General features: G+C 62.2%; 12 protein-coding genes. All 12 read right to left on the reverse strand.

Annotated features, from left to right (window positions below):
* Positions 1 to 61: 61 nt before the first annotated feature.
* Complete coding sequence (locus ACS5RD_RS03105; protein WP_489929942.1) at positions 62 to 1,666, reverse strand: FGGY-family carbohydrate kinase; 1,605 nt, start codon at positions 1,664 to 1,666, stop codon at positions 62 to 64.
* A gap of 1 nt (position 1,667) precedes the next feature.
* Positions 1,668 to 2,396 (reverse strand): SDR family oxidoreductase, encoded by a 729-nt coding sequence (locus tag ACS5RD_RS03110; protein WP_489929943.1) that lies wholly within the window; start codon positions 2,394 to 2,396, stop codon positions 1,668 to 1,670.
* A 14-nt stretch (positions 2,397 to 2,410) separates the two neighbouring features.
* Positions 2,411 to 3,640: a sugar ABC transporter permease gene (locus tag ACS5RD_RS03115; protein WP_489929944.1), complete on the reverse strand. Its 1,230-nt coding sequence runs from the start codon at positions 3,638 to 3,640 to the stop codon at positions 2,411 to 2,413.
* The gene (locus tag ACS5RD_RS03120; RefSeq protein WP_054006677.1) at positions 3,637 to 4,446 is read right to left on the reverse strand and encodes an ATP-binding cassette domain-containing protein; all 810 of its coding nucleotides are present in this window, start codon (positions 4,444 to 4,446) and stop codon (positions 3,637 to 3,639) included. Before ACS5RD_RS03120 ends, ACS5RD_RS03115 begins: the two co-directional genes overlap by 4 nt.
* Positions 4,447 to 4,514: 68 nt before the next feature.
* Positions 4,515 to 5,567, reverse strand: coding sequence for an ABC transporter substrate-binding protein (locus tag ACS5RD_RS03125; protein ID WP_054006676.1), 1,053 nt, complete (start codon positions 5,565 to 5,567; stop codon positions 4,515 to 4,517).
* Between the two features lie 217 nt (positions 5,568 to 5,784).
* The gene (locus ACS5RD_RS03130; RefSeq protein WP_489929945.1) at positions 5,785 to 6,666 is read right to left on the reverse strand and encodes an AraC family transcriptional regulator; all 882 of its coding nucleotides are present in this window, start codon (positions 6,664 to 6,666) and stop codon (positions 5,785 to 5,787) included.
* Positions 6,667 to 6,955: 289 nt separating this feature from the next.
* The gene (locus tag ACS5RD_RS03135; protein ID WP_489929946.1) at positions 6,956 to 7,561 is read right to left on the reverse strand and encodes an alkylhydroperoxidase domain protein; all 606 of its coding nucleotides are present in this window, start codon (positions 7,559 to 7,561) and stop codon (positions 6,956 to 6,958) included.
* A 7-nt stretch (positions 7,562 to 7,568) separates the two neighbouring features.
* Positions 7,569 to 8,189: a CMD domain protein gene (locus ACS5RD_RS03140; RefSeq protein ID WP_489929947.1), complete on the reverse strand. Its 621-nt coding sequence runs from the start codon at positions 8,187 to 8,189 to the stop codon at positions 7,569 to 7,571.
* A gap of 21 nt (positions 8,190 to 8,210) precedes the next feature.
* A complete protein-coding gene (locus ACS5RD_RS03145) occupies positions 8,211 to 9,242 on the reverse strand; it encodes a putative FMN-dependent luciferase-like monooxygenase (protein ID WP_489929948.1) in 1,032 nt (343 codons plus the stop codon).
* Between the two features lie 3 nt (positions 9,243 to 9,245).
* Positions 9,246 to 10,859 (reverse strand): dipeptide ABC transporter ATP-binding protein, encoded by a 1,614-nt coding sequence (locus ACS5RD_RS03150; RefSeq protein ID WP_489929949.1) that lies wholly within the window; start codon positions 10,857 to 10,859, stop codon positions 9,246 to 9,248.
* Positions 10,856 to 11,341: an ABC transporter permease gene (locus tag ACS5RD_RS03155; RefSeq protein WP_489929950.1), complete on the reverse strand. Its 486-nt coding sequence runs from the start codon at positions 11,339 to 11,341 to the stop codon at positions 10,856 to 10,858. Before ACS5RD_RS03155 ends, ACS5RD_RS03150 begins: the two co-directional genes overlap by 4 nt.
* Positions 11,332 to 12,153, reverse strand: coding sequence for an ABC transporter permease (locus ACS5RD_RS03160; RefSeq protein WP_489929951.1), 822 nt, complete (start codon positions 12,151 to 12,153; stop codon positions 11,332 to 11,334). Before ACS5RD_RS03160 ends, ACS5RD_RS03155 begins: the two co-directional genes overlap by 10 nt.
* Between the last annotated feature and the right edge of the window lie 54 nt (positions 12,154 to 12,207).

Raw genomic sequence — 12,207 nt, forward strand, 5'->3', positions numbered from 1 at the left:
AGCGGCAGCTTGCCGCCGATCAATCAGCTTCGCGCGTAGAACTGGGGTCCTGACCGTCGTTTCAGGCGGTGTTGCGCAGCAGACGCGCCGCAGTTTGCAACGCCTTGAACGCCTCATACCGGGCGTCATGCACGGCAATATGCCGCCCCGCGCTGGGCGGAAAGCTTTGCTTTGGTCGAGACATCGCTGCCATCGCCTGCGGAATCGAGGCTTGCAGCCCCGCCGCAACCGCCGCCAAGATCGCCGAACCCAGCAACACAGGTTCCTCTGCCTCGGTCGCCACCACAGTCACCCCTGTACTGTCAGCCAGCGCCTGCCGCACCAGATCATGCTGACCCGCGCCGCCACTGATCATCACCCGGTTAATCGGCGCACCATGCGCGGTCTGCGTGTCGATGATCTGCCGCAGCCCGTAGCCGATGCCGCACAAACCCGCGACATACAACTGCACGAGGCTCGCCAAATCCTCCTCCATCCCCAAGCCCGCAATCAACGCGCGGGCGTGCGGATCAGCAAACGGCGCGCGGTTGCCCAAGAATTCCGGCACCACATGCACCCCCCCGGCCAGATCAACCGCATCCGAGGGAGTGGCCGAGGCTTCTACCGTCTGATTGGCCAGCCAGACCGCCAACGGCAGCCCCGCAGCTTTGGCCGCAGTTTTCGCGTCGGCATGGGCGGGGTGCAGCTTCAGCAAGTGGTCAATCGCGGCTCCGGCAGCCGACTGGCCACCCTCGTTCAGCCACATGTTCGGCAGCATCGCCGAATAATACGGCCCCCAAACGCCGGGGACAAATTGCGGCTCTGCCGTGGTGGTCATGGTGCAGGACGAGGTGCCAAAGACATAAGCCATATTCTCGGTCGCATCCGCGCCCATCGCGCCCACGGTGCCGACACCGCCTGCGTGGGCGTCAATTAGGCCAGCGCCGACCGGAGTTCCTGGGCGCAGTCCAAGGTCATTGGCGGCTTGCAGGGTTAGCCCTTGCGCCAGCGCGGTGCCGGGTTCCACCATCTCAGTTCCGATACGCGCAAAGCCCTCATCGGCCAGAACGCCCAGTCCGATCTGCTGAAAGTAACTCGCATCCCAGCGTTTTTCATGCGCGAGGTAGGTCCATTTGCAAGTGACGGTGCAGGTCGAACGCGCGCGACTTCCCGTCGCTTTCCACGTCAGGAAATCTGCCAGATCAAAGAAATCATGGGCCGCATCAAAGATTTCCGGGCGGTTTTCGCGCAGCCATAACAGCTTTGGCGTCTCCATTTCCGGCGAAATCACGCCACCCACATATTTCAGCACATCATGCCCAGCGGCATTGATCCGCTCCGCCTGCGGTAAGGCGCGGTGATCCATCCAGACGATGATATTGCGGTTCGGGTCTTCAGATGGCCCGACCGCCAGCGGCACACCGCCTGCGCCCAAAACCACCAGTGAGCAGGTGGCGTCAAAGCCGATACCCGCCACGTCCGAAGGATCAATCCCTGCAGCCGCAACCGCACCCTTCACTGATTGGCACACCGCCTCCCAGACCTGATCCGAGGATTGCTCGACAACAGATCCCGCCTCGCGCCACATCGTCACATCGGCTTTGGCCGACGCCAGCATTACGCCTTTTGCGTCGAATACTCCGGCGCGCGCGCTGCCGGTGCCGACGTCAATGCCGATCAGATACATGCTATAGGTCCACCGAGTTGGGCAGGATCACCAGATCCCGGATCGTCACATTGCGCGGGCGCGTTAACATGAACAAGACCGCATCGGCGACTTCTTTCGGCATCATCAGGCTGCCATTGGCGAGCGCCTCCTCCATCTTCGCCTTCGGCCAATCATCCAGCAAAGCCGTCACCACCGGGCCGGGACAAACCGCGCCCACCCGGATGCCATGCTTGGCGACCTGACGGCGCACGGTATGCACAAACGCCTGCACCGCGAATTTCGACGCGGTGTAGATCGGCTCCCACACCACCGGGACAATCCCGGCGATGGAACTGGTCATGATAATGTCACCCGTCTGGCGTTCCACCATATGCGGCAACACGGCTTGCACGGCGCGGAACGAGGCATTGATGTTCAGGTTCAACATCCGGTCCCACACATCAGGATCACCCGTCACCACATCGCCGCCGACATAGGCCCCGGCATTGGCGTGGAAAATATCGAGGCTGCCCGCCTTCGCCAAAATCTGCGGCATCATCGTCGCCACACTCGCCGGGCTGGCGAGATCAATCACCAAGGGGATGGCGTTTGGGCCAAGCTCGGCACACAACGCCACCAGCTTGTCCTCGGCGCGGTCGATCAGCACGACTTTCGCCCCAGCCTCCAACATAGACCGCGCACATTCCAGCCCGATCCCCGAGGCCGCCCCGGTTACGGCGGCCACTTTTCCATCCAATTCATGCGACATGATAGCTTCCTAAATTAAGCCCGGCCATGCGAGGCGCGGCTTTGACGGGCAAGGCTGTCGACGATCACGGCGATGGCCAGAACCGCCCCGGTGATCATGTAGCGCAAGCTTGAGGACAGGTTCAGCAGGGTCAGCCCATTGGCAATCGACTGGATCACGATGATCCCGAGCAGCGCCGAGAACGCGGTGCCACGGCCACCGAACAGGCTTGTGCCGCCGATCACTGCCGCAGCAATAGCGTTCAGGTTGACGTCTCCGGTGCCCGCCTGTTGGCTGGACGAGGCAAGCCGGGCCGCCGACAGCACGCCGCCCAAAGCCGCAAGCCCCGAGCACAGCATAAATGCGCTGATATAGATGCCGCGCACATTGATGCCCGCCCGCCGCGCCGCTTCGGCATTGCCGCCCACGGCCTTCATCGAGCGGCCCCACTGCGTCCGAGTCAGCGCATAATTCATCGCCAGAACCAGTGCGACGAACAGCGCAAACATCCACGGCACACCCCGGCCAAGGCTCAGGTAGAACACGATCGCCAGCAACGCGAGGGTGGTCAGAACGGCTTTGATAATAAGCCCCGACGATGACCCCGCCGATAGATTGGCCGCACGACGGCGCGCATTTGTGGAACGCCCCACCACCAGCATCACAATGCCGGGGATCAGCGCCAAAGTGTAAGACATCCATGCGGGCAGGATAAGAAGCTGGCCGAACTCGACCATTTTCGAGCCATACGGCAGGTTGATCGACCCGGTTGCGCCCAACATATACAACTGCAAGCCCAGCAGCGCCAAAAGCCCCGACAGGGTAGAGACGAAACTCGGCATCCCCAGTCGGTTGCGCAGAGTGGCATAGACCGCGCCAATCAGCGCACCCAAAGCCACGGCGGTGCCAATGGCGACGGGCAAAGGCACGCCTTGGTTGACCCAAAGCACACCGATCAGGGCAGAACCCACGCCACTCATCGAGCCGACCGACAGATCAATCTCGCCCAGCATCAGCACGCAGACGATGCCCAAAGCGATCACTCCGGTGGTCGAGCAATCAAACAGCAGGTTCACAAGGTTGTTCGGCGACAGGAAAATCGGGTTCAATGCGGTGAACACCGTCCAGATGATCGCCAAGCCCACGACCACGGGCAAAGACCCCAGATCGCCGGATTTCACCCGATCCATAAACGCCTTGATGGTGCCGGAAAGCCCGGTGGCATGTGTCACGCGCGCGTCGGCGCGGTCTAGGTTTTGGCTCATAGCGGCTCTCCTGCGGCTTCACGCAACCGCTCGGCGCGGCGCGACACGGCGTTATCGGTGGCCCCGGTGATGGCGCCGACGAGTTCTTGATTGCTGGCGTCTGGTGTGAACACGCCATTGTTGCGGCCCAAGCGCAGCACAACGATGCGGTCGGCCACCGCGCGCACGTCTTCCATGTTATGGCTGATCATGATGACACCAAGGCCCTTGTCGCGGACGCGTTCCACCAGATTCAACACCTCGGCCGTCTGTGCCACGCCCAAGGCGGCTGTGGGTTCGTCCAGCATGATAATCTTGGGGTTCAGCAGCAAAGACCTTGCAATCGCCACCGTCTGACGTTGCCCACCCGACAGCGAAGCAATCGGCTCGCGCACCGAAGGGATGCGGGCGGCGAGTTCATTCAGCAGGGTCCAGGCCCGAACCTCCATCGCGACTTCATCCAGCCGCAGCGGGTTCAATTCCTGACCCAGAAAGATATTCGCCACCACGTCCAGATTCTCGCACAGCGCCAAATCCTGAAACACCGTGGCAATGCCCAAGTGCAGCGCCGCGGCGGGGCTGGCCATCGTCACGGGTTTGCCCTGAAATTCGATACTGCCGGATGAGGCCTGATGCACGCCGGCCAGAACCTTCACCAGCGTCGATTTGCCAGCGCCATTGTCGCCGACTAAGGCCACGACCTCGCCTGCATGGATATCAAGGTCGATATCGGTCAGCGCCGAAACCGCGCCGAAATTCTTGGAAATACCGCGCAGGGAAAGCAGCAGCTCTCCGGGGGCTTTGCGGGTCTGGGATCGGTCCGACATGGCGGCTCCTTTTCAGATCAAAAGAAGCCGTCTGGGCCGGGGAGGGCGGCCCAGACGGCGGGTTGCGGTTACTTGATGCCAAGCTCCGCGCAACCAGCGGCATAGCGATCCACACACAGTTCTGCTGCGGTCAGGATGCCCTTGTCGATGATCTCGGCTTTCAGGTTTTCGCGGGTCACAACGGCGGGCACGAACAACTGCGACGGGGTGTCATAGAGGCTCATCTCGGCTTTCGGAGTTTCGCCATTCAGGAACTGCACAGCGATATTGGCCGCAGCCGCAGCCACGATTTCCGAAGGTTTGGAAATCGTGTTGTACTGGTCGCCTGCAATGATCAGCTGCAGCGCCGCCAAGGTGGCATCGTTGCCCGTCACTGGTGGCACCGGATCAACGCCCGCCGCTTTGAACGCTGCAACCGCACCGCCGCCAGTGCCGTCATTCGCTGCGACCACACCGATGATATCTGCGCCGAACCGAGTGATTTGCCCCGCTGCCCATTCCTGTGCTTTCGGCGGTGCCCAATCCGGGGTGTCGAACTCGGCCAAGGTGGCATAGCCCGACGAAGCAATACCCTCGTGGATACCATCTTTGATCAACCCGGCTGCCGCATCGGTGGGCGAGCCGTTGATCTGCAACACGCCGCCCTTGTCGGTGGGCAGGCCCAGATCTTTCAGATGCGCCATCAAAGATTCCGCAATCGCCTTGCCGATGCCTTTGTTATCAAACGAAACATAGTAATCGGCGGGCTTGTCCGGGATCGGGCGGTCATAGGCGATCACCTTGACGCCTTGGCTTTGCGCAATTGCCACCATCGCGGCGGCGGCGCTGCTGTCGACCGGGTCCAGCACGATGACTTTCGCGCCTTGGGTGATCACCGAGTTGAACTGCTGTTGTTGCAGTGCCGCGTCCGCCGTGGCGTTTTGGTAGATCACCGTGCAATCGGCGCAGAGTTTTTTCATCTCGGCCTGAAAGCCGGGGAAATCGTGCTGCTCGTAACGGGTCGAGGCTTGGTCGGGCATCAAAAACGCCACCGTGCCCGCGGTTTGCGCGAAAGCCGCGCCCGAAATCAGGGCAGTCGACAGCGCCAAGGCCCCCGTCAGATGCGATGCAGAAAGTTTCATAGGTCGTCCTCCATGTTGACCGGTTTTGATGGAACCTCGGCGGCGCGGGTCAGCACCGCCGAGGCTTATCGGCTTGTCATCAGGCAAAGCACGGCCCTGCGGGGGCAGTAGGGTTCTGCCACCGTTGCCATTTGCCGTCTGATAAGCCGGATCTTCGCCAGAAGTTGCGCCTGCGGATTTCCTCCTGCCCGCAGGTTTGGCCTATGGCTGAATGGGCTCAGGCCGCGAGGGCCCCTTGTTGGTTCTCCGCCAGCAAGTCCCGAAACCGCGAGGGCGTCATGCCCTTTTGCGCCTGAAACTGCCGGTTAAAGTTGGATATGTTGTTGAAACCAGACGAGAAACACACATCGGTTATTTTCATCTCATCGCGACCCATCAGCAATTGGCAGGCCAGATTTATCCGCAAACGGTTGACGTATTTCACCAAGGCTTGGCCGGTATGGCGGCGAAAGCTGCGCGAAAACGCCGAAGGCGAAAGCCCCGCAATCGCGGCTAGATCGCCTTCTGTGAACGGCTCAGTCAGGTTGGCGTTGATATAGGCCAGTGCCTCATTGATGCCCGTAGACATAAAGCCAGAAGGGTCGGGCAGATAGCTTGTCGAGGTCAGTGTGGTCACTTCGGCCCGCTGCAACAGGCCCAGCAATCCGATGAACACCTCAATCCGCCGGATGCCTTGCGCGGTCACAAGTTCGGCCAACATCGGCGCTGCGGCTTCGGCAGTGGCCGGGCTGAACAGAGCCCCCCGGCGGCTGGTTTCCAGCAACCCTTCACAGGCGGCCAATTCCGGCAGCAGTGCCATCGCATCGCCGATAAAGTCTTCGGTGAATTGCAACACTCGGCCCCGCAGCGGCACGCTTTCGCCCTCGGCCAGATGGCTGACCCAGTTGTGTGGCAGGTTCGGCCCGGTCAGCACCAGATTGCCCGGCTCAAAATTGCCAATGAAATCGCCGACGAAATAATGGCCCGACGTCGCCACCACGTGATGAATTTCGTATTCCGGGTGAAAGTGCCAGCGCACCGTGTGATACGGATAGCCATGCGCCCAGGCCTTGAAAGATTCCGACCGCCCGATTTGGACGACCTCTAGATCCGGTTTCATCCGCGTCTCCTCCCTGCGCAAATCCAGACTCAAGGCCCGGTGATTGCGTCGTCTTGCCCGGCAGGTTTCTCCGTGGCGTTTGACAAAGGTAACAGGGTAACACGGGGCAGACTACTACGGCAGGATACGTCAGTTGATACTTTTTTGCCGATTTGGCGCGAAGTTCGGCCACAATATTGCGATGCTTGGCTGAAGGCTACGGTGATCACGCGGCAGCGGCGGCGAAAGAATCAGCCTTTGCGGCCGAACTCGGCTGGCATTCACCCAGCCGAGTTTGGGCACCCTAGACCTAGGCGGCAGCAGGGGTTGGTTCACCAATCGACAGCATCAGGCGGTTGGCCCAGTTGAAAAGCGCGGCCGACAACACCAGATCGACCTGCTCTTGCACATCAAATCCGGTGTCCAACAGGCTCGCCGCATTGGCGGCACTGAAGCCGGGCGGCGTCTGCGACAAAGCCGCAGCAGCCGAAACCACCGCGCCATTGCGCCCGCGCAGCGGCGAGGGGATGCCCTCGTCCAGCAGCTCAGTCACCTCATCGGCGCGCTTCAGATGGTGGATGGCAAAGCGCGCATGAACCGAGGCGCAGAAGATGCAGCCATTCAACCGCGATACCGCAGCGGCAGCCAGTTCCCGCTCGGCCCGAGGCAGCCCGCCCTTGGTGTTGTAAAAAATGTCCTTATCGGTACGGGTGCGTGCGCCCAAAACTTCCGGGTCATGCGCCAGCAGCATGAAATACTCGGATTTCGCGCGGGATTTATCCACCAACCCGGCCCAATGCGGCTCGGTCAGATCGGCCTCGGCCAAGGGCTGCAACCACGGCAGCCAGCCCAGTTCATCGGCGCTGAAGCTTGTGGGCTCATGATTGTCGGGGTGGGTGATCACGGTATCGGTCATAGTATCCTCACGCAGGAATGGCGGTGGCGGCACGATGGGAGACGGCGGCGGCAGCAACCGCGCGCAGGCCAGAGACGACACGGATTTGAAAGCTGAGGAATGCCACCAGCTGCGACAGCACAACGATACCCGTGGTGGTCCAGCCCGCATCCAGCAAGCCCTGCAGCCCCGCCTGCGAGGCATCACGCGGATGCAGCACCAACAGATGCGCCTGTTCCAAAGCGGCAGAAAGCCGATCCCCCAACACCGCCCTAACCTCGGAGGAGACGCGGTAAATCAGGCCGACGCGATCTTCAACAGACAGCGGGCCTTTCGGGAAGCGACCATAGGGGCCATTTGCCCGTGCCCCCTCAGCCTCCCGCAAAACCACTGCCGCAATCCCACCCGCATCGCTGCGCTCTAACAGCGCCCGATAATGCTCGCGGGTTTCCGGCTGATCATGCAGCACCGCGACAAATGCCGCGACGGCATGGCGTTCCAGCAGCGAAACCGCCCCTGCATCAAACGGATGCAGCAGCAGTTGATTGCTCAGCTCCGCCTGCGCCCGCGCCTCGCTGCGCGCGGCAAAGCTGCTGTCCAGCAGTGATCCGGGGTCAATGCCGACAAGGCGATCAATCAAGGTGGTCATGTGGTTTCCTTCCTTCAAAACTTAAACAGCAGCAGTCCGCAGCCGCGCCGGATAGGGCGGGTCGATCCAGCCCAAAGCTGGGGCGACCTGCGCGGCGAACAATTCAATCGAGCGCAGGATGAAGTCATGCGGCGGGTCTATCGAATGGACCTGCACCGCAATTTCGGTGGCATGGTCCAGCACCCGGTCGGCGGCCAAAGACTCCGCCACCTCCTCCGGCGTGCCAACATGGCTGTCCATCGCGAAGATCAGATCATCCAGCGTATCGCCGGGAAAGACATGCCCAACCGATTGGAAGTGCTGGGCAACCTTACGCAAACCAACCTCAGCCAGAGCCCGCGCTTCGGCCCGGTTATCCGCCACGAACACCGAGCGCGAGGCCAGAATACGCGGTGAAACGCCCGAGGGCAGGTTGGTGCGATAGGCTTCAATGATCGGCAGCTGCAGATCGGCAAGGCTCGCAAACGGCGTATCCTTGGGCCGAGGCTGCGTGCGCGACAACAGCAAGCCATCGCCATCCTGCCCCGCCTTGATACCGCCACCCGTCGAGAATGTCGCCTGCCACACCCGCCGCTCCAATCCATCGGCCTCAGGATAAAGTCGATTATCCCCCGGCAAAGCATCGCCCGCCCAAGCCTTGCGCAACGCCGCCAGATGCGCGTCATACACCCTACGCCGCTCTGCGAAATCCCGCCCGAAGGTCACGAAACTCGCAGGCGTGCCGCCCGATCCTACGCCCAGTTCCAGCCGCCCGCCCGACAGCGCATCGGTCACACTTGCGTCTTCGGCCACGCGCACCGGGTCCTCCATCGTCAGCGTCACCACCCCAGTACCCAACCGGATGCGAGAGGTTTGCGCGGTGACATAGGACAGGAACGGGAAAGGCGAGGGCAAACCGCCCTCTGCCCCATTGAAATGGTGCTGTGCCACCCAAGCCGAATGATAACCATGGGCTTCGGCGTGTCGGATCTGGGCTGCGGCAAGCTGATAGCGTGCAGCGGGCGGGGCGTCATCCAAGGCGCGGGTGAAAAACCCGATGCGTTTGCGGCTCATGGTTCAGGCTCCTTGCAGGGCAGGGGCGCGCTTGGCCCCCGGAATGGCGTCGATCAGCGCGCGGGTGTGTTCCGACGCTGGATTGGCGAAGACCTGCGCCACCGGCCCAGTTTCCACTGGCTGATCTTTGTGTAGCACCGTCACGGTGTCCGCGATGGCACGCACCACCGAAAGGTCATGCGACACAAACAGATAGGTCAGCCCCAGATCGCGCTGCAGATCATCCAGCAGCCGCAGAATTTGCGCCTGTACAGTGACATCTAGTGCCGAAACCGCCTCATCCAACACCACCACCTGCGGCTTCAGGATCAGGGCGCGGGCGATGGCGACGCGCTGCCTTTGCCCGCCCGAAAGCGCGGCAGGACGACGCGCCAGCACTTCGGGCGGCAAAGCCACGCGGTCCAGAATGGCGCGCACCCGCGCTTCACGTTCGGCTTTGGCCACAGGTTCAAAATTTGTCAGCGGCTCGGCGATGATTTGCCCCACGGTCTGGCGCGGGTCCAAAGACCCCCACGGGTTCTGATACACCAGTTGAATTTGCCGCCGAAACTGCCGCAAATCCTCGCCGCGCTGGGAGGTGATCTCTTGCCCACCAATCACAATCCGCCCCGAGGTTGGACGGGCGAGCCCGACAATCGCCCGCATCGCACTGGTCTTGCCCGAGCCACTTTCGCCGACAATCGCATGCGTCGTCCCGCGCGGCACAGAGAACGAAAGCCCATCCACCGCGCGAAACGTCTTCGCGCCGCGCTGCACAAACTCCACCCGCAAATCTTCGACCCGCACGGCGGTATTGCCACCCAGCGGCACAGGCCGCACCCGCGCAGTCGCAAAGGCCGGGGCATCGGCCAGCAACTGCCGGGCGTAAGCGCTGGAGGGCGCGCGCAGCACATCCGCCACCACCCCCTGTTCCTGCACCCGCTCCGATTTCAGCACCACAATCCGGTCCGCCCGATCTGCCGCCACCGCCAGATCATGCGTGACCAACAGCACCGCCGTCCCGGTCTTGCGCCGCAAATCGTCGATCAAATCAAGGATACGCCGCTGCACCGTGACATCCAGCGCACTGGTCGGCTCATCCGCGATGATCAGCGCGGGTTCCAAGGCGATGGCAATCGCGATCAGCACCCGCTGCTTCATTCCGCCCGACAACTCGTGCGGATATTGATCAAACCGCCGCTCCGGCTCACTCAGCCCCACGCGGCCAAGCAACTCGATCACCCGATCCCGGCGCAACGCGCGCGGCACACCATGCGCCGCCAGCACCTCAGAGACCTGCCCGCCAATCGTGCGCACCGGGTTCAGGGATGCGCCGGGGTCTTGCGGGATCAGGCTGACCACGCGGCCCCGGATGCCGTTCAGCGCCGCATCGCCTAAGGCCGTCACCTCTTGCCCCAACAACCGGATCGAACCGCCCTCAATCCGCGCGCCTTCCGCCAGCAACCCGATCACCGACTGCGCCGTGGTGGTCTTGCCTGATCCACTTTCACCGACCAAAGCCACGACCTCACCCGCGCTGATGCTCAGCGAAAGATCATGCAGCACCTGCGTGCGCCTGCCATCAGGCGCCGCGTAAGACACCGATAAGTTACGGATTTCCAGAACGGGGTCGCTCATTGCAGCCTCCGGGTCAGCGCATGGCCGACGGCATTTGTCGCCAGCACCGTGGCAATCACCACCAAACCGGGGAACAGCGTCAGCCACCACGAGGTTGTCATGTAATTCCGCCCCTCGGCGATCATCAGGCCCCATTCCGGCGTGGGCGGCGGCGCACCATAGCCCAGAAATCCAAGGGTGGAGATTTGCAAAATCGCCCAACCAAACTGGATTGCCGCATAGGCCAGCACAGAGGTTAACGCGTTGGGCAAAACATGCCGCCACAGCACCGCAAAGAACCGCCCACCCGAGCCGAACGCTGCCTCGACGTAATCGCTGCGCCGCACCGTCACCACCTCGGCCCAGATCAGCCGCGCAAATCCGGCAACCGCAGTGACACCCACGGCCACCGCCACCTGCACGGTACCAAAGCCCAAGATCACGATCAGCGCCAGCGACAGCAGCAGCGCCGGGATCGAGAGCAGCACGTCGATCAGCCGCAAAATCGCCTGCTCAACCCAGCCGCCAACCGCCCCAAACCATTCAGGCCGAATACTGTTTCCGTGACCACGGCCCCTGCAATCAATTCACCCAGCAGCACGCCCGCAATCGCCAGCGTCGGCAAAGCCGCGTTGCGCAGCACATGGCCCCACAATACCGCCCCGCGCGACAGCCCCTTCGCGCGGGCCACCGGAACAAAGGCGCGGGTCGAGACATCCTCGATATTGCGGATCAGAATTTGCGCAATCGGGGCAGCAATCGGTAGCGCCAGGGTCAGCACAGGCAACACCAGCTTTTCCCACGGCCCCGGCGCAATCACCGAAACCCAACCCAGCTTGAACGACACCAGTTGAATAAGCGTGATGCCGACCCAGAACACCGGAACCGACACCAACAGCGCGGGTACAGACCCGATCCAACGCCGCAGCGCAGAAAATGGCCCCAAAACCGCCCCCCATGCCAGCATGAACGCCAGCCCAAGCGCAGTCTGCAGGCCCAGACCCGCCAGCAACAAGGTCGGCGGCAGGTTGGTGGCAATCTCTTGCGCCACAGGCACGCCCGATTGCACCGAATAGCCGAAATCGCCCGACAGCACCGCCAGCAGGGATTGAGCATACTGCACCGGGATTGGCGCATCTGATCCATAAAACACCCGGATGCGGGCAATATCTTCCGGCGTCATCCCCATTTCGGGGTTCAGAAACCGGATCAACACTGCATCCCCCGGCATCAGCTGCACCAGAATGAACGAGATGGTGAAGGTGGCCAGCAGCACCAAGGCGCCCTGCGCCAGCCGTGAAATCAGATGTGTCATGGGGGTGTCTCCGGGAATAAAACCGCGCGCCCGGAGGGGACGGGCGCGCGGGTC

The sequence above is a fragment of the Cypionkella sp. PAMC25878 genome (genome assembly GCF_058135695.1).